This window comes from Candidatus Baltobacteraceae bacterium (assembly GCA_036489885.1).
In the GTDB taxonomy this organism is placed as follows: Bacteria; Vulcanimicrobiota; Vulcanimicrobiia; order Vulcanimicrobiales; family Vulcanimicrobiaceae; genus JAFAMS01.
Genome location: DASXEW010000003.1, coordinates 1,218,570 through 1,235,655, shown reverse-complemented (window position 1 = coordinate 1,235,655; position 17,086 = coordinate 1,218,570). Strand labels below are relative to the sequence as shown.

Here is a 17,086-nt window from a genome sequence, read left to right as displayed (position 1 = left end):
CGAGCTCAGTGCACTCCGAGCATCTTGAGCAGCGCGAGCGTGAGCGCTTTGAACGGGCCGGCACCGAGCGGCAGCGCGACGTAAACGATCTTCATGAAGACGAACATCAGCACGAGCGGCGCGATGATGCTCGTTGCAAGAAGCGGCACCACTTGACGAAAGCGGCTAACGTAGGCGATGGCGCCCATGTAGAGCACCGTCGCAACGAAAAATCCGAGAGCCGGCAGAACGTACGCGTAGACGACCGTCACGCCGATGGCAAGCAACGCGAGGTGCGTGTAATCGCCCCCGCCATCCGAGAGCGGAAGCTCATCGTCAGCCGAGGCTGCCGGCGCGGCGCCGACGATCAGTATTCTTCCCAGCTGCCAGACGCACGTCACGAGCAGCAGGCCGAGTACGATCTTCGGCCACGCGTCGGGACCGACGCGCCCTGGCACTAGCTCGAACTGAAAACGCTGCGCGAGAAAATACAAATAGGCGGCGCAGCATAAGATCACTGCATAGGCTGCCGACCGCTGCAGTCTACCCCTCAGCAGCATTTGTCATGCTCCATGACGAATCGCGCTTTTCCTGCCGAACGCATCGCAAACGTTTTCTTAACGATTACGTTCGGACGGAAGCAGTTTCGCGATCGGCTCGCTGAGCTCGTAGACGCTCGACACCGCGAGGTCGCGTCCATATGCGACGTGCTCGGCCTCGGCACGTTTTCGCAGACGCTCTTCGTGCACCGCGAGCACGTCTTTCGGAAACGGCATCGCCGCGGCATCCAGAATACGCAAGTAGCCGTCGACGTCACGCGCCGGCATGACGCGACTGCGAACGAACCGGTTCGGGGACCAGGGGATGTCGAGAACCCCCGCCTCGAGCGCGCGAACGGTTCCACTGGCGACGTCGCCTTCGCCTAGCTCGAGCACCCGATCGACGATCGGCCGCACCTCGCGCCGAATCAGGTCGCGTTCGAACTCGTATTCGGGAAGCCCCTCGAGCCGGATCTTGCGCGCGAGATAGATCGCCATGCGCGTCATCCGCAAAGCCTCGCAGTTTGCTTCCGGCGTTGGAATCCCGAAGGCTTCGTGGACGCTCTTGGTCGTCACGCTGACCGCGCCGCCGATCGCAGCCAGCGTTCCGCCGTACGAGACGATTGCGGCAGCTTGCGCTTCATCGTGCGGCCACGCGCCCATCCAATGCAACGATGTTACTGGCGTGAACGTGTCCGCGTGGCCGGCTTTGCGCGCATATTCCTCGCACAGCTCGCGACAGGTCGCGAGTGCCGCCGCATCTTGAATGAGATGCAGCGTCTGCCCGAGCTCGAGGCCGTAGTTGCGAACGCCCTGCGCCATCGCGAGCAGCATGTCGAGAATACAAACGACGATCGCAATCGACGGCGGGATGTTCGTTCCCGTCAAAAATCCGGGCTGGCGGCGGTGGATCTCGACGCCGTGCGCGAGATATTCGGCCGCGAGGCGGTCGAGATACTGATAATTGCGAATGCCTTGCTCAACGGAAAGCTCTTTCGTGTACGAAACCGTGTACGCGATTCCGGAGCCGAGGTAGCCGTTGTAGCCTGCAGCAAATCCGATCTCGCCGGTGAGTTTTGGCATCGACGTCCCGGTCAGCATGACGGCCGGTTTTTCGATGGCTTCGATCAGCTTGCGCGTGGTCGGCACGCCGTAGTTCACCATCGGATAGCCGTTGAGCATCGAACGTCCGAGCCGTTCGGATTCGTTGACGCCTTCTTGGGCCTGTTCAAAATGTTCGTTGCGCGTATAGCTGTCGGTCGTCGTCGGGACGATATCGGCGAGCCCCTCGCGATCGAGCATCTGCATGAGGTTCTTCTGCAGCTCGAAGGTACCGAAACCGCCGCGCGGCTGAGTTAGGGTTCGCTTCTCCGCGTCGGCGCGCCGCAAAACGCCGGCCAAGCGCCGGTGGTCGGGCATGCCCTTGTGGTACGCGACTGCCTCGTCGATATCGACGCCCGCGCCGGTCGGCCAGCGCGCGAGATTTTCGCGCCGCATCGCGGCGAACACGTCGTCCGCGATCCGTTCTTGCGAGAGCAGTGTTTGCGCGACGGTGCTCACTGCGCGACTTCTTTCGCGCGATCGGCCGGCGTGATCGAACGCCGCGCAAGGCGTAGCGCCGTTTGCGGATCGACGCTGGCGAGCAAACCGATCGCGTATAAGATGTAGTCGCGGTCAAGGTACAGATGCGGTGCGCGCGGACGCAGCGAGCGTGGATCCGAAGGCGCCGAACGCATGGCTTCGAGCAGCGCATCGTGATCGCCGAGATGGATCGGCGCTCCGCCGGTCGCAACGACGAACTCGATACGTGTGAGATCCTTGCCGTACTGAACCGTCGCAGGTCCCATCGTGGTGTACACGGTCTCAACCGTTCCTGCGTGCCGCCGTACCGCAATTTCAATCGCCGTTGCAAGTAACGCGCGGTCGAAGGCATGCTCCGCCGGCGTTTGCGGAATCATCTCGACGTTCTCGGCGATGCGCTCGAGCATTGCGCCGACGCCGGCAACGGAAATGTTTGCCTGCTGCGCAATCCGCTCGACGCCCGCTGCTTCAACGACTGAGGCCGCAGTGTGACGCATGCCGAGATCGCCTTCGACGGTGCGCTTGATGCGCGGCTCGGGCATGCCTTTCTGAATCGCGCCGCTGCTCGATTCGCCACTTGCAATCGAGTGAACGTCGGTCGTCGCGCCGCCGGGATCGACGACGAGCAGCTCGCCGAGTCCCGGTTCGCCGCCGGCGCCGTCTGCGAGCAATCGCGCGCCTTCCATGACGGCGGCGGGCGTCGGCATCAAAACGTCGTCGAACATCTCTTGCGCGCGATCGATTCCCTTGGCGTGCACGATGCGCGCAATGAAAATTTGGCGAATCGCATCGCGCGCCGATTCCGATGCAAGCTTCCCGAGCTCGGGCATCACGTTGTCGGCGACCGTCAAGCTGCGCCCGGCGAGAAGCTCGCGCGCATCGTCGGCTGCGACACGATTACCGGCGTAGACGATCGGCGCATCGGTCTTGATCTGCGCCAGCATCTTCGCGTTGTGGACGACGACCTCGGTGTTCCCGCCGTCGGTTCCGCCGGCGAGAAGAATGATGTCGGGCGCAAGCGCGTCAATCGCCTCGACGTCGCTGCGCGTGAGCTTGTTGGTGAACGTTCCGACCAGCTTTGCGCCGGCGCCGAGCGCGGCTTGGCGCGCGGCTTCGACGGTCAGCTCGCGGACGAGACCGATCGTCACCATACGCAAGCCGCCCGCCGCACTGCTCGACGCAAGGCGGTAGCGAAAGCGCGGAAGTGCGCCCAGCTTTGCCTCGAGGTCGCTCAGCGCCGCGCGCATTCCGATGCGAATGTCGGTGCGCACGGTCGAGGGACCTTGACCGGTTCCGATCAGGCGAGCCTCGTCGAGATCGACGGCGCGCAGCTTCGTGTACGTGCTGCCGAAATCGATCAAGAGAGCAGCGTGCGCGTTCATCCGACTTTTTCCCGTGCGGTGAAATCTTGTGCAAGAATCGCAACGACGTCTTCGGTTCGCGTGCCGGGCGGGAACGCGCGATCGAAGCCCATTGCGAGAAAACGTTGCTCGACTTCTTCCCACGGCTGCTTGCCGACCACGAGATTTCCGCCGACGTAGATGAGGATATCTTGCAATCCGGCTTCGATGCACAATTCGCGAAAGCCGCGGCAATCGAGCTCTCCCTGACCGTAGAGCGAGCTGACGAGGATTGCGTCGGCATTCGTCTCGACCGCCGCTGCGATGAATTCCCCGGCCGGCGTCAACGCACCGAGCGAGACGACTTTATAGCCGGCCTCCTCGAGCGCCATCGTGAGAATGCGATTCCCGACGATGTGCGTGTCGGATCCGATAACTCCGGTGACGAGCGTGCGGCCTAGGCCCGGCATTCCGTATGTGCCTGGACTTGCGCTTGAACGGCATCCATGTCGAGCTGGGGTGTCCAGTTCGGTTCCAAGACGATCGCACCGCGCTCGAACAGTAGCGGCGTTTTCAAATACGAACGGCGAGGTTTGAGGAATCCGTTCGATTCCAAAGCGTTCGTTACGAGGCCGCGCGCGACGCAGGCTTCCATCCAGTTGCTCACGTCGCAGGCAACACCGTTGCCGAGCACGGGCTCCATACCCAGCGCGCGTATCTTCGCGAGATCGCGCGCTAAGGTGTCGACCGAGCCGGCTTTCATGAGCTTGAGCTTGACGTAGCGCGCCGCATCGAGCTGCGCGACGCGTTCGATGTCGGCAGCACCGTAGATCGATTCGTCGAGCATCATCGGGACGTTCGAAACGCGCGCAACCGCGACGGCAGAGTCCCAATCGCTTTTATCGCAGGGCTGTTCGAAAAGCTCGATCGCATCGGGATCGAGCGACGTGGAAAACCGAATCGCATCCTCGCGCGTATAACCTTGATTGGCGTCGAGACGCAATGCGCAGCGTCCACGATTGATGCGCTGAATCGTCGCGACGCGGCCCAGATCCACATCGGCGTCGAAACCAACTTTGATTTTCAGGGTTGAAAAGCCGCGCTCGATCGCAGCCGCGATCTCCGTTTCGATCTCGGCGCCGGTCTCGGCTTGGAGCAGCGTGAGCAGCGGCACGCGCGTGAGCTCGTCCACGCGCAGGAGCGGCTTCTCTTCGAGCATGTCGAGCGCCGTAACGAACGCCGTCACCGTGAACGGTGCGCTCGAAAGCAGATCTCCCAGACGGGCGCGCGCTGCAGTAGCGGTCTTGCCGGCGACGAGCGCAGATAATTCTTTGACGCTTTCCCAAGCCGCGTCGACCGTTTCGTCGGTGTACCCGGTGAGATACGTCGCTTCCCCAACTCCTGAGTGGCGTCCGTCGCTCGCTTCGATGAGAATCGTATCGAACGCCTCGATCGCACCGAGCGAGAGATGATAGGGCCGCGTGAGCGGCAACGAGAGACGCCACGCCCGGAGTTGCTCGATCCGATCGACCGCGATCACTTCTGCGACTCTTTCTCCACGAGACAAAGCGCGAACCAGCGGCGTTCTTCTTCGATATCGGAGTCGAGGTCGCGGCGGAACGAACGCAGCGTCGCGGCTTTGGCGGCTTTCACCGCAAACGGATCGAGCTTCGCAATCGTTTCGGCAACCGCGTGCGCTTCATCGAGCAATCGCGCGGCGGGTACGACCCGGCTCACGAGCCCGACGCTGAGCGCGGTTTGCGCGTCGAGCGAGCGTCCCGTGAGCATCATGTCCATCGCAAAGCTCATTCCGACGAGACGCGGCAAGCGCTGCGTGCCGCCGCTGCCCGGGACGACGCCGTGCTTGAGCTCCGGTAAGCCGAAGGTCGCCGTATCGGCCGCGACACGAATCGTGCACGCCATCGCAACCTCGAGGCCCGCGCCGAGAACGTAACCGTGCAGTGCTGCAATGACGGGCTTGCCCATCTCTTCGAGCGTGCGCGGCAATGCGCGCCGCAGCTTGGCGGCGTCGCTCATCTCCGTTTTCCAGGTGCGCGTTTTCAGCTCGCTCAAGTCTGCGCCGGCGCAAAACGCGCGCTCGCCCTCGGCACGCAAGATGATCGCCGCGACATTTGCATCGGTCTCGGCTTGCGCAAGATACTCGAGCAGCGCGCCGCGCATCTCCGGCGTGAGCGCATTCATCTTGTCCGCGCGGTTCAGGGTGAGAATTGCAGTTTTTTCGCGCGTTGCGTACGTGACGTGCTCGCTCATGCTTGCACCCGTACGGCGATTAGCGTGCGAATCTCGGAAACCGAAGCTTTGCCTGAGGCCGTGCGCGGCAGCTCCGCGAGCGTGATGATGTGTCGCGGGCGCTTGTAGCCTGCCAGCTCGCTGCGGCAATGGGCATCGATGGCTTCGATGATGCGGTTGGCATCGCGCGCGTCGATCGGGACGATCGCGGCTGCGGGCAGCTCGCCCCAGCGTTCGTCCTCGATGCCGACGACGGCCACCTCTTTCACTAGTGGGTGCGCAGCGATGACGCGCTCGACTTCAGGCAAGCTGATGTTGAGACCGCCGCTGATGATGACGTCGGCTGCACGTCCGAACACGTGCAAGAGTCCGTCCTCGTTGAAATAGCCGATGTCGCCGGTTTCGATCCAGCCGTCGCGCGAAACCGGGATCGGGACGCCTTCGACGGCGTACGAATCCATCGCATACGGATTGCGCGCAACGATGTCGCCGACGCGCACGGGATAATCCGGCAGCATGCGGGGATTGCGCACTTGCAGCTCGACGCCGAAATACGGACGGCCGACCGACTCGGGATACGCGGCTTGCTCGTGCGGACGTAAGACGGTCATGCTCGGACTTTCGGTCGAGCCGTAATACGTGAAAAGCCGGTTCGGAAAACGCTCGAGGACTTGCGCGTGCAGTGCGGGACGGATGCGCGAACCTGCCGTGATCATCGTGCGGAACGTTTCGGGCACCGGAGTTTCGGGAGACGGATCCTCCTCGATCAACATCTGCAGCATCGACGGCACGAACATGCCCGCGTCGATCTTCTCCTCGCGAATCAGGCGCCAGGTCTCGCACGCATCGAAATGCGCGCACAGAAACACCGTGCCGCCGAAGTTCAGATAGGCGAGCGCAAACGTCATCCCGGCAGAGTGCACGACCGGCATCACGGCCAGATAGTTGTCGTGCGGACGCACGCCGTACACAAACGGAAAGGTTGCGATCCAATTCATGCGCGCAGCGAGCGAGCCGCGGCACGGCTTCGGCAGACCGCGCGTCCCTGACGTCCACATCAGCGTGAAGGCATCGGCGGGCGTCGCAAAGCCGTCGCCCGCGCGCTTGCCTTCGAACGCCTGCAGCTCAACCTCGAAGTCGGCGTGCGCAACGAACGCGGGCTTCGTGTTCAGGTTTGCGCGCTGCATCTCATCGGCAAGGTCGTCGCCGTACACGAAGACCGTTGCGTTCAGGTGCGCAGCGATGTTGCCGAGCTCGCGCGCCTTCAGCCGGAAGTTGACCGGCGAGATTTGCGCGCCGAGCGCGGCTGCCGCGAGCGGAATGACGAGCGCATCGAGCGTGTTGCGGAGCGACATCCCGATGATGCTTCCGCGTCGCGCGCCGCGTGATTGAAAGTACGCAGCGGTCGCGTCAACTCGCGCGAGCAGGTCCGCGTATGTTAGCCGCACGCCGCCGTCGACGATCGCCTCGCGCGACGGGTCGAGACGCGCCCAATAGCGGACGCCGCTAAGCGGCGAGACGCCCGCAGCGCGGTTCATCGCGCGGCTGCCGGCTCCCGAACGACTTCTTGCTCGCCAAAACGCATCTGACCGCTTTCAAGCCGCACCGTGAGATTCTTCGTCCACGACGGGTCTTCACTCGAAAAATCGCTCCGGTAGTGCGCGCCCCGGCTTTCTTGCCGGATGAGCGCACACTGGGCCACCATTTGACCGACGGTCACGGCGTTGCGGACGTCGAGCGCGGATTGCCACGTCAGATTGTATGCACGCGAACCCGTCACTGATACATGGTCGATCCGTTGTTGCAACGCTTGCAATGCGTCGATTGCCTCGCTCATTGCCGTGGCATCACGAACCACGCCGACCTTCGTCCACATCACGTCGCGAAACTCGGCGTGCAGCGCCTGCGGCTGCTCGCCGCCGGTGCGTTCCCATGGCGAAAGCGCCGCCGAAATTGAACGCGACGGATCGACCTTCTTCATGCGGCGTTCCAGGGCGGTATTCGCCGCGCGCAAACCTGCGCGCCGGCCGTACACGGTTGAATCGGCAACGCCGTTTCCACCCAGCCGGTTTGCGCCGTGAACGCCGCCCGAGTCTTCGCCCGCGACGAGCAAGCCCGGCAAATCCGAATGACAATCGCGATCGATGCGCACGCCGCCCATCTCGAAGTGCGAGGTCGGGCAAACTTCGATCGGCTCCTTACGCAAATCACGCCCGATCAAAAAGCAGCGCTCGAGCATGCCGGGGAAAAGCTCTTCGACCGCTTTTGCACCCAGATGCGAAACGTCGAGCCACACGCCGCCGTTCGGTGTTCCGCGTCCGGCCGCAATTTCGAAATAGCATCCACGCGAGACTTCGTCGCGCGTCGCTTTTTCAAAACGCGGATTGTACTTGCCCATGAAGCGTTCGTTCTCGGAGTTATAGAGATGGCCGCCGGCAGCGCGCAGCTCTTCAGCGATGACGCTGCCGTTGAAGCGCGAACCGGGTGCAACCAGTCCGGTCGGATGAAACTGGCTCATCTCCATGTCCATCAAGGTCGCGCCTGCGCGGTACGCAAGCGCGTAGCCGTCGCCGCACTTTTCGAGCGAGGCCGACGAGACACTGAAGATCGGCGCCGAGCCGCCGGTTGCAAGCACCGTGATCTTGGCGCGAACGGCAATGAACTCGCCGGTGCGCGCCGGCAAAAGCACGGCGCCGAAGACTTCGCCGTCTTCCACGAGCAGATCGACGGCACGGCACTCTTCGAGAATTCGCGTTCCGCGCGCGCGGACTTGTTCCGAGAGGCGCGAGACGATCTCGATGCCGGTGAGATCGCCGTGATGCACCGTGCGATCGAAGGTTTGTCCGGCCAGACCTTTCTGGTGCAGATTGCCGTCTTTGTCGCGCGCGAAACGCACGCCGGCCTTTTCCCACATCTCGTGGACGACGACCGGCGCATCTTCGACCAGCGTGCGCGCCAAGATGTGATTGTTGAGCCAATGTCCGCCAAGCATCGTATCTTGAAAGTGCCGCTCGGTCGAATCGTTCGGACTGAGGACGACGTTGTAGCCGCCTTGGACCATGCGCGTGCAGCCGCTCTTCCCGAAAAGGCCTTTGGTCGCGAGCGTGACGTTCAGCTTCGGATTCGTATCCAGCGCGTAGAGCGCGGCCATCAGGCCGGCGCCGCCGCTGCCGAGAACGAGAATGTCGGTCTCGAGCTCTTCCATCACGCGCCTCGCTTGAGCGCCGCAATCGCGGCGAGCGGATCGAGGCCTTTGGGACAAACGTTCGTGCACTGTCCCATCGAGTGACAGCGGAAGACGCCGCCGTCGGCAGCAATCGTCGCGCCGCGCTTCTGGTGCGCGACGTCGCGCGCATCGAGCTGCAGTGTATATGCGCGGTTGAGCGCGGCGGGACCGAGAAAATCGGAGGCGTGACTGAGCACGTCGCACGCGGAGTAGCACAAGCCGCACGTAATGCAGTCGGAATGCGCATCGATCGTTTGCTGCGTCTTCTGGGGATTCGCAATCGGCTTCTGGCTTTGATCCGGGAAGGCGACGCCGACCGCGTTCCACTTCTCGAAGAACGGCGCGAGATCCACGATCAGATCTTTGACGACCGGAAGATTGCGCAGCGGCGCGATCTGCACGGCGGGCGCATCAAGATCGGCCAGACGCGTGCGGCAGGCAAGCTGCTCGCGGCCGTTCACGAGCATACCGCAGCTTCCGCACATCCAGTTGCGGCACGAATAGCGAAACGAGAGCGTTTGATCCAGGCGCTGCTGGATCTCGAAGAGCAAATCGAGGACGGTGCTTTGAGGAGGCAGCTCGAGCTCGTAGTCTTGCGTCCAGCGCCGTCCGGCTTCGAACCGATCGATGCGTGCGTGCGCCATGCTAACCTGCGATCGTTATGTAAATCGCGGCCGCAAACAAAACGACCGCGCAGACGGCAACGGTCGAAAAGAGCCGGTCGCCGTTCTTGCTCAGGCCGAACTCGAGCAACAGCACGCGAACGCCAAGCGCCGCGTGCGTCAAGAGCGCGAGCAAGAGCAACGTATCGAGCACTGCGTCCGAATGCAGTGCGGCCAGTCCCGGTGGCCCGGGAACTTTTCCGATGCGCACCCAGCCCGAGTACAGCTTGAGCGGGAGCAGTACGAGCAACGCGATGGCCGCGACGCGCGAAAGCCAAAAGGCAAGGACGCCGATGCGTAAATGCCGTCCGGATTCGAGCGTCTCGGTCACGCTGTGACCTCCGTTGGAACGAGGCCGAAGAGATCGCCGAAGCACGTGCCGGTTCGAATCGTTGCGATCCCCATGACGTGCGCGAACTCGACGTTCGCGACGTTGATCTCGCCGCCCAGCACCGAGAAGAGCCGGGTTGCAATCGGCTGCAGCTGCGGAAACGGCAAGCCGTACGGCAGCTCGAAGATCAGCTTGGCCAGATCGAGATCACCGCAACCCTCGAGAAAACCCTCGAGCGTTCCGCCGTGATGCATTGATTCAAGGCGTTCCGATTCGATGATGAGTCCGTCGCCGCCGGCCACGAGCATTCTGTCCAATTGCCGCCGTACGTCGTCGACGGTCGGATTCGCAGCGTTTTCGCCTTTGCGGCCGATTTCGAGAAAGGCCTTGAGTCCCGCAGATTTCGCGCGGCGAATCGATTCGTCGGCAACGCGCGCCGAGATGAACGAGGCGCTGGCCGAGATTTCCATCGCGTCGGCGCCGTACTCGGCGCAGGCCTCGACGTATTCGGCGGCTTTGCCCTGGATCAGCGCGACTTCCATCGCCATGCCGCCGAAGAAGACGCGAATGTTTTGCGCGTGATATGCGGCGATCTTCTCGACCAGCATCTTCTTCGAGGTCAGGCGCGGGATCATCCAGCCCAGCTTCGCGTAGTCGATGTAGGGTGCTACGAAATCACCGAGCGACGTGACCTGCGCGTTCGAGATGAAGCCGCTGTCCATGCCGTCGATGCAGATCGTCATCGCCGTCGTGCGCGGCTTTTGCGAAGAATAACGGCCGATTTTCAGGAAGCCGAAGGCGGGATCAGCCATGTCCGGCCGCCCCTGCGACGACGGATTTGAGCTCGAGGTATTCATTGAGAACTTCGGTGCCACGTTCTTTACCAAAACCGCTCTCCTTTACGCCGCCGAACGGCAACCGGTCGTAGTCCGTCGCGATGTCGTTGATCCACGTGTAGCCTGCGTCCAGTTCGCGCACCGCGCGCTCTTGCAAGGCAGCATCGTTCGTCCAGATCGATGAGCCCAGACCGAACACGGTCGCATTCGCGCGCGCGAAGGCCTCGTCGATCGAATCGAACGCCATCACCGGAAGCACCGGGCCGAAGCATTCCTCGCGAATGAGACGCGCGTCGTCGCGAACGCCCACGAGCACGGTCGGCTCGAAGAAGTAGCCTTTGCCTTTATCGGAGCGCTTGCCGCCCGATGTGGCCTTTGCGCCGTGCTCGAGCGCGTCGCGCACGAAACCTTCGACGCTTTCGCGCTGCGGTTGCGAATGCAGCGGTCCCATGCGCACGTTCGAATCGAAGCCGTCGCCGACGGGAAGCTTCGCGGCGCGCTCGCTGACACGCTCGACGAACTCGTCGTATTTCGAGCGATGAACGTAGATGCGCTTCGTTGCGATGCAGGCTTGACCGGCGTTGAAGAATCGGCCGACCGCGGCCGCACGCGCCGCACCGACGATGTCGGCGTCTTCACAGACAATCATCGCGTCGTTGCCGCCCAGCTCGAGCGTGAGACGCTTGAGGCCTTTGGCCGCCAGCGCCATGATCGCTTTGCCGGTCGTGGTCGAGCCCGTGAACGAAACTTTGCGAATCAATGGATGCTCGATCAACGCCGCGCCGACGTCGGCGCCACCGATGACGATCTCGACCACGCCTTCGGGCAATCCGGCTTCATACAGCAGTTCGATGCAGCGCTGCGCTGCGAGCGGCGTTGTCGGCGCAGGCTTGACGACAACCGTGTTGCCGGTCGCAAGCGCGGGAACGAGCTTGTTCGCCATCAGCGTCAGTGGAAAATTCCACGGCACGATTGCGGCGCACGCGCCCAGCGGACGGCGCACGACGCGCGCGGTTTTGCCGGGCAGCTCAACCGAGTCGACAAGCGCACCCATGTCGTCGCCGGCATAGAGATCGAAGGTGTCCGCGGTGCGCTCGACTTCGATCGCGGCTTCCTTGACCGGCTTGCCTTGTTCGCGCGTCAGCGTCGCGGCGATTTCGGATTTGAACTTGCGCAGCGACTCCGCCGTCTTGCGCAGGATAGCTGCGCGCTCGGTGAACGGCGTGCTGCGCCATTTCGCAAACGCTTCGTTCGCACGAACGACTTTGCGCGCGACGTCGCCGACCGACGAAAACTCGACTTCACCGACGTGCTCGAGCGTCGAGGGGTTGGTCACCGCATGCTTCTGTGATGTCGCGACTGCCATTGTGCTTCTCCTATCAGCTCCCGCCGAGCGGCGCAAGAGCGGGAAACTCGAGTTCCTTGATATCGGATGGAACCTTGTCGATGCTTCCGATCTGCTTCATGAACGTCGCATACTTCAAGAAACCACTGGGCGTAACGGTGTAAGCGATGCCGGGACGTCCGAGCCAGGCTCTGTACTGCGCCGCAAGATCCGGCTTGCTCTCGGCGTCCGCGATGTATTTCGCGGCGTCGGCCGGACTCGATTTCAGCATCTTGTCGGCCTGCTGCATGTATCCGAGCAGTTTCGCCGTGAACGCCGGATACTGACTTGCGAATGCCGTCGGCATCGTAACGGCCGTGAAGCAGGTGTCGCCCATGACGTCGTGCGTGTTGAAAATCGTGTGCGCGCCCCGGTCGATCTCTTCGTACTCAAACGGAGGCGCGGTCAAGTGTCCCACGACTTGATGGGAGACGAGCGCTTGCAATCCCAGCGGATGCGCCATCGCCACCATGTTGGTATCGAGCGCGTGCGCGTTGCCGAGAATCTCTTGCGCACCTTTGCGTAGCGCAAAGGCTTGAATCGAATCCGGCGCAGGCAGCGCGATTTGGTCGCCGGCTTTGAGATCTTTGAGGCTCTTGATGTTCGGGTCCATCACGTTGAGCCACATGTCCATGTTCGATGCGCAAGCGAGAAGCTTCCACGGCACGCCACGCGCCCAACCCACGATCCACGGCGCAGTGCCGACGACTCCGACTTGGAGCGTGTTGGAGATGATGCCGTCGCGGATCGTTGCGCCATTCGAGAGCTCGCGCCACTCAACCGTTGTGCCGGGAAAATCTTTCTCGATCCATTTGTTCTGCTTGATGATCAGCAGCGGCGCATAACCGAGGCCGGGCTGATATGCAATCGCGACGTGCGCGGGAGCTGTCTCGGCTGCTAGCGGCCGCGCCGGATGCAGCGCAAGTATCAGAGCCAGACATGCGAGGACGCAAGAGACTTTCAACGCCTTCATTCCTCTTCTCCTAAAGCTGCGATCGCGCGCAGCGTCCCGCGCAGCGCCTCGTATGGCGTTCTACCGACCTTGCTCTGCAGCTCGGATTCGATCTCGCGAAAGACCTCGATGTTGTCCATCTTCAGCTTCCATCCGGCATCGGTGAATGCGATGATCCGGTTACGACGATCGTTTTCGTCGATGCGACGCTTGACGTAGCCGCATTTTTCGAGATCATTCGCAAGCTCCCACATGGCCTGTTTCGTCATGTTGGCGCGCGCCGCGAGAACGTTCAGCCGCGTACCGTGCAAATCGATATTCGACGTAAGGCCGAGGTGCGTCGAGCGGAATTTCTTGTGTCCGCGCTTTTGGAGCGCTGCAACGACGAGACGGTTGAGCGCCCGGGACGCACCCAGCAGGGCTTGACGAATATTTCCGGCGCGTTCGGCTTCAAGTGCGGCCGTCCGCTCGGCTTCGACGGATTTGCGGGTTGCGATCACGCCCGAATTCCGAGATCGTTACGCAGATCGGCGAGCGCGGTCTCGGGTTTTGTTTGAGGCGGGTAGACGCGGTTAAAGCCGAACGATTTGAAAAGCTTTTCGGTTTCCTCCCACTGCTCGGGGTCGGTCACGAGAATCCCGCCTATATAAAGGATGATGTCGTCCATGCCGGCCTCGATGCACTTCTCGCGAAAGCCTTCGCAATCGATGCGGCCCATTCCGTAGAGCGAGGAAACCCAGATCGCGGACGCCGCCGTTTCTTTGGCTGCATCGATGAATTCTTGCGGCTGCACGAGCGCGCCGAGAAAGACCGGTTCAAGACCGGCTCCTTCGAGCGCGTACCGCAACACGGAACTGCCGACGATGTGTGCGTCGTGTCCGATCGTTCCGAGCACGACGCGAGGACGCGATTCCATTTCTAATAACTCCGTTCCGCGGCTTCTTCTGCGAGCGGTCGCGACGCCCACGTTGCTTCACGAATGACCCAGCTGAGATCGGCGTCCTTGCCTTCTTTCTTCGAGCGCTCCGCGATGCGCGAGCGATGGTAGTCGATAACCGGCTGCGGCAACGGAATGTCGCCGTGATCCAAGTAGCGCAGCGCACCGCGGTTGTCGCGCACGACCTTCACCTTGCCGCGCAGCTTGCGATACGGCGAGAACATCGTGTCGAGCACGCCGCTCTCGATTCCATAACACGAACCGAGCGCAAGATCGCCGTCGCCCATATTCAGCAGCGCATCGAGTGAGGTGCGGACTTCGAGCTCGAGCATCTCGCGCTCCAGCTTAACGTCGTCGCCGTCCGGCAAGCGCTGTCCCGCAACCAGCCGCGCGATTTGTCCGCACAGCTCGACTGCTTCGCGGAAGCCGGCTCCGGTCGGCGTCGTCGTCGATTCATCCGGCGACTTGATGAACATGCCGTTGCATCCGCCGAGTGCCGAAACGGTTGCGTTCATCGCGAGCTGCGCGTTCATCTGGCCGCGAACCAGCGGCCAATCGCCCAAAAAGAAGTAGGTCCACGAATAAATCTTGACGTCCTGGTGTCCGGCTTTGTCGAGATATTCGCGCGCCAGTTTCTTGAGCGATTGAATCGCAGCCACGTCCTGCACGAGATTCATTCCGATGCCGAGGCTGAGGTCGATATATTTGAGGCCTTGTTCGGCGGCGAGCAGCACTTCGATCAGCGAGACCAGCACCTTGAATCCGAGCGAATCCCAACCGGGCAGATTCGCCGATGCGCGGCGTAAGATCGGCACGCCGTTCTCGGTGAAGAATGCGGAGAGCCGGTCCATGTATTGCTGGTTGTGGATCATCTTGTCGATCGGATAGTCGCGCGAATGCTGGAGCAGCTGCTCGACGCTCTTGATCGTCCCCCACGTAAAGCCGCCGGCCAGCAAAATCTCCCAATTGAAGCGCGCGTCCTCGTCGTTGTTGTCGGTGCCGACCGCTGCTTTCGTCGACTCGTTGATGGCACGCGCACCGGCCACGCCGTGGATCGCGGGCGGATAGCCGTTCAGGTACGAGAAGCCGTCGCGCTTCGAGCGCTCGACCGCGTCCTGCGCCTTATCGAACAAGTTCTTGCGGCTGTATGTATCCGTGAGCACGTACCAACGATCGGGCTTAAGGTCTTCCGAGCACTGGATGTGCTTGATCGTGTGGTCGACGAGCGCGTGGCCGACTTGCGGCGTGATCTGGATACGCTCTTCTTCCTCGGCCTTGGCGTTGCGCAGTGATGCGAACTTGTACCACGGCTGCTGCTTGTGGTACTCGAGGGCGCGCTTGAGCGCGTCTTCCGACGCAATCTCGGCTCCGGTCGGCCACAGCTCGAGCACCGTCTTGCGCTCGCGCAGAAAGTAATCCCAGTCCCAGCGTTTGAAGCGGACGGCGTAAGCTGTCTGCATAGTTTCCCCTCACACAGCAGCGGGCGAGCGCATTCGTCATGCGTCCTGACGAATCCTAGCAAAGCATTTGTCGTTGCGCAAGCCCTGTTTCGGTGGCAGAGTGGCTGCACAGTGAAGGTGCCGGCGCGCTACGTCATCCTGACGATCACGGTCATCTTGCAGACGTCGGCCTCGCTCTTGCAGCAAGGCATTGGCGCAATTCAACCACTGATCGGCCGCAGCCTGAACTTGGATCACCAGCATCTCGGTTGGGTCGTCGCCGCAATTTCAATTGGTGCCGCCGCGTTCGCGGCCGTCGCAGGCGTCGCCGTCGACTATTTCGGCGAACGCAAAGTGCTGTTGTGGAGCGGCATCGCAATGGGCGTCACGCTGCTCGGCGCGGCGTGCGTTGCGAACTTGATATGGCTGGTCGTATGGCTCGCGCTGTTCGGGATGGCATACGCGACGTCGGCGCCGTCCGGTGGACGCGCGATCTTGCAATGGTTCACGCGCGATCGCGGATTTGCAATGGGAATCCGGCAAACCGGCGTTCCGCTTGGCGGAGTCGTCGGCTCTCTGCTCTTACCGGCGGTCGGATACCGCTTCGGATATCAAGCCGCTCTCGCGGTTTCGGGGATCATTTGCATCGTCGTCTCCGTAGTCGGCATCCGCGGTTATTCGAGTCCGATTGAGAACGCCGGCCAAGAACGCATTCGCTTTCGCGAAGTGGTGCGTGGTCTCGTAGCGGTTGCAACGAGTCCCAGCAGCATTTGTTTGAATTTGCTGTGCGCTTCTTTGGTTTCGGTTCAATACACGGCGGTTGGATTTCTCGCGATCGCACTGATCACGCAGAAACACGCGCCGCTGACAGTTGCGATCGAAGCCATGGCGATCTTCCAAATCGGCGCGATCGTCGGAAGGCTCGTGTGGGGTTCCGTGAGCGACCACGTCTTTGGAGGCGATCGCATCATTCCGATGCTCATAATTTCTGCGATGACGCTGGGCGTGCTGTGGCGGCTCGCGCACTCCGGTCCAGACTCCGCCGTCGTCATCTTTATCTTAGCCGGCGCGCTCGGATTCTCGGCCGCGGCTTGGAACGGTCTTTGGGCCGCAGCGCAAGCCGAGATCGGCGGCTACCGGCACGCAGGAAGCGCGCTCGGCGCTTCGCTTACCGTGATCTATCTGGTCGGCGCATTCATCCCGCCGTTCTTCGGTGCGCTCGTCGATCGCGATGGATTTGCATATGCGTGGAATGTTTTGGCGGTGATCGTCGCGGTCGGCATCATTCCCGGAATTTTTGCACGACAGATGCTCCGCGGTCTTTCAGTCGCCGCACGAACTTAAGCCCGCTCCAGATTTCGCTGATCGCGCAAACTTTCACGTCGACGAGACCGGCCGCGAGTCCGACGTCACGGACGACCTGCTCGTTGAGGTCGGTCGCAACGCCCGAAGTCTTCTTGGGCCACGCGACCCACAACATTCCCGCCGGCGTCAGCAATTTCGCCCAGACTGCGAAATCTTTCGGAAGTTTCTTGCGCGAGTCCGAGAACAACAAGACGAAATCGAGCGGCTTCGTTTTCGCGCACGTGCAATCGGCAATCGCGCCGGTAAGCACGGCGCGGACGTCTTT

The 17,086-nt window shown here is 62.1% G+C and carries 18 protein-coding genes; 1 reads left to right on the top strand and 17 read right to left on the bottom strand.

All coding sequences use genetic code 11. The features are described 5' to 3' along the window. Positions 1–5: 5 nt before the first annotated feature. The 16 genes from VGG22_11985 to VGG22_11910 form a co-directional block, all read right to left on the bottom strand. The gene (locus tag VGG22_11985) at positions 6–497 is read right to left on the bottom strand and encodes a tripartite tricarboxylate transporter TctB family protein (GenBank protein HEY1729087.1); all 492 of its coding nucleotides are present in this window, start codon (positions 495–497) and stop codon (positions 6–8) included. A 99-nt stretch (positions 498–596) separates the two neighbouring features. Then, positions 597–2,078 (bottom strand): methylaspartate mutase subunit E, encoded by a 1,482-nt coding sequence (locus VGG22_11980; GenBank protein HEY1729086.1) that lies wholly within the window; start codon positions 2,076–2,078, stop codon positions 597–599. Beyond that, positions 2,075–3,481, bottom strand: coding sequence for a methylaspartate mutase accessory protein GlmL (glmL, locus tag VGG22_11975; GenBank protein ID HEY1729085.1), 1,407 nt, complete (start codon positions 3,479–3,481; stop codon positions 2,075–2,077). Before glmL ends, VGG22_11980 begins: the two co-directional genes overlap by 4 nt. After that, positions 3,478–3,909 carry a methylaspartate mutase subunit S gene (gene glmS / locus VGG22_11970; protein HEY1729084.1) on the bottom strand — a complete coding sequence of 144 codons (432 nt, stop codon included), beginning with the start codon at positions 3,907–3,909 and terminating at the stop codon, positions 3,478–3,480. The genes glmL and glmS (VGG22_11970) overlap by 4 nt, the downstream gene beginning before the upstream one ends. After that, positions 3,897–4,979 (bottom strand): enolase C-terminal domain-like protein, encoded by a 1,083-nt coding sequence (locus VGG22_11965; GenBank protein HEY1729083.1) that lies wholly within the window; start codon positions 4,977–4,979, stop codon positions 3,897–3,899. Before VGG22_11965 ends, glmS (VGG22_11970) begins: the two co-directional genes overlap by 13 nt. After that, positions 4,976–5,710 carry an enoyl-CoA hydratase/isomerase family protein gene (locus tag VGG22_11960; GenBank protein HEY1729082.1) on the bottom strand — a complete coding sequence of 245 codons (735 nt, stop codon included), beginning with the start codon at positions 5,708–5,710 and terminating at the stop codon, positions 4,976–4,978. The genes VGG22_11965 and VGG22_11960 overlap by 4 nt, the downstream gene beginning before the upstream one ends. After that, on the bottom strand, positions 5,707–7,227 hold the full coding sequence (locus VGG22_11955; GenBank protein ID HEY1729081.1) for a class I adenylate-forming enzyme family protein: 1,521 nt from the start codon (positions 7,225–7,227) through the stop codon (positions 5,707–5,709). Before VGG22_11955 ends, VGG22_11960 begins: the two co-directional genes overlap by 4 nt. Next, positions 7,224–8,894, bottom strand: a complete 1,671-nt coding sequence (locus VGG22_11950; GenBank protein ID HEY1729080.1) for an FAD-binding protein — start codon at positions 8,892–8,894, stop codon at positions 7,224–7,226. The genes VGG22_11955 and VGG22_11950 overlap by 4 nt, the downstream gene beginning before the upstream one ends. Further along, positions 8,894–9,559 carry a succinate dehydrogenase/fumarate reductase iron-sulfur subunit gene (locus VGG22_11945; GenBank protein ID HEY1729079.1) on the bottom strand — a complete coding sequence of 222 codons (666 nt, stop codon included), beginning with the start codon at positions 9,557–9,559 and terminating at the stop codon, positions 8,894–8,896. Before VGG22_11945 ends, VGG22_11950 begins: the two co-directional genes overlap by 1 nt. A gap of 1 nt (position 9,560) precedes the next feature. After that, positions 9,561–9,908, bottom strand: a complete 348-nt coding sequence (locus tag VGG22_11940) for a hypothetical protein (protein ID HEY1729078.1) — start codon at positions 9,906–9,908, stop codon at positions 9,561–9,563. Further along, complete coding sequence (locus tag VGG22_11935) at positions 9,905–10,720, bottom strand: phosphosulfolactate synthase (GenBank protein ID HEY1729077.1); 816 nt, start codon at positions 10,718–10,720, stop codon at positions 9,905–9,907. Before VGG22_11935 ends, VGG22_11940 begins: the two co-directional genes overlap by 4 nt. Beyond that, entirely contained in the window at positions 10,713–12,110 is a 1,398-nt protein-coding gene (locus VGG22_11930) for an aldehyde dehydrogenase family protein (GenBank protein ID HEY1729076.1), read from the bottom strand. The genes VGG22_11935 and VGG22_11930 overlap by 8 nt, the downstream gene beginning before the upstream one ends. A gap of 13 nt (positions 12,111–12,123) precedes the next feature. Next, positions 12,124–13,092 (bottom strand): ABC transporter substrate-binding protein, encoded by a 969-nt coding sequence (locus tag VGG22_11925; protein ID HEY1729075.1) that lies wholly within the window; start codon positions 13,090–13,092, stop codon positions 12,124–12,126. Between the two features lie 5 nt (positions 13,093–13,097). Further along, positions 13,098–13,580, bottom strand: coding sequence for a MarR family transcriptional regulator (locus tag VGG22_11920; protein ID HEY1729074.1), 483 nt, complete (start codon positions 13,578–13,580; stop codon positions 13,098–13,100). Further along, positions 13,577–13,996: a methylaspartate mutase subunit S gene (gene glmS / locus VGG22_11915; protein ID HEY1729073.1), complete on the bottom strand. Its 420-nt coding sequence runs from the start codon at positions 13,994–13,996 to the stop codon at positions 13,577–13,579. The genes VGG22_11920 and glmS (VGG22_11915) overlap by 4 nt, the downstream gene beginning before the upstream one ends. A gap of 2 nt (positions 13,997–13,998) precedes the next feature. Continuing rightward, positions 13,999–15,477 carry a hypothetical protein gene (locus tag VGG22_11910; GenBank protein HEY1729072.1) on the bottom strand — a complete coding sequence of 493 codons (1,479 nt, stop codon included), beginning with the start codon at positions 15,475–15,477 and terminating at the stop codon, positions 13,999–14,001. A 111-nt stretch (positions 15,478–15,588) separates the two neighbouring features. Here VGG22_11910 and VGG22_11905 point away from each other — a divergent pair, with 111 nt between their 5' ends. Continuing rightward, positions 15,589–16,800 carry an MFS transporter gene (locus tag VGG22_11905; protein HEY1729071.1) on the top strand — a complete coding sequence of 404 codons (1,212 nt, stop codon included), beginning with the start codon at positions 15,589–15,591 and terminating at the stop codon, positions 16,798–16,800. Here VGG22_11905 and VGG22_11900 read toward each other — a convergent pair. Next, positions 16,739–17,071 carry a hypothetical protein gene (locus tag VGG22_11900; protein HEY1729070.1) on the bottom strand — a complete coding sequence of 111 codons (333 nt, stop codon included), beginning with the start codon at positions 17,069–17,071 and terminating at the stop codon, positions 16,739–16,741. The genes VGG22_11905 and VGG22_11900 overlap by 62 nt on opposite strands. Positions 17,072–17,086 lie beyond the last annotated feature (15 nt).